The sequence below is a fragment of the Microbispora sp. H10836 genome, assembly GCF_012999525.1.
Taxonomy (GTDB): Bacteria; Actinomycetota; Actinomycetes; order Streptosporangiales; family Streptosporangiaceae; genus Microbispora.
The window spans coordinates 1-535 of sequence record NZ_JABBWU010000087.1 but is presented as its reverse complement, the minus strand read 5'-3'; the positions used below and the strand labels follow the sequence as shown (position 1 = coordinate 535).

Genomic DNA, 535 nt, shown 5'->3' with positions numbered 1-535 from the left:
GACCTCACCCAGCCGCCCCAGGCGGCCACCGGCACCCGGCGCTTTCACACCCGGACCGGCCGGCGCGGCCTGATCGACCTCAGTCATGCAACGCTCCTTCAGAGGATGTTTCTGCTTCATCAGACCCGGACCCAGACCCGGACCCGGCACCAGACCCAGAACCGGAACCGGAACCGGAATCGGCATCGGAATCGGGGGTCTCCTGCGAGACCATCACCAGATCGAGCACCCGGTGCTCGTCCAGGTCCTCGGCCGGCGCCTCATGGACGACCCGGCCCTCACGAACGACCAGCACACGATCGGCCAGGCCCAGCACCTCGGGCACCTCACTGGACACCAGCAGCACCCCGATACCGTCATCGGCCAGCTTGCGCACCAGCGCATACAACTCAGCCCGCGCCCCGACATCCACACCACGAGTCGGCTCATCCAGCAGCAACAACTTGCGGTCCTCGGCCAGCCACCGCCCCAGCACCGCCTTCTGCTGATTACCACCCGACAACGTGCGGATCGCCCGCCGCGGATCCGGCGGCCG

1 protein-coding gene is annotated in these 535 nt (G+C 68.2%); it reads right to left on the bottom strand.

Features of this window, described 5'->3' with window-relative positions:
- Window positions 1–79 precede the first annotated feature (79 nt).
- Window positions 80–535: ATP-binding cassette domain-containing protein (locus HHX30_RS40415; protein ID WP_169989221.1), on the bottom strand; the 456-nt coding region annotated here is incomplete at its 5' end.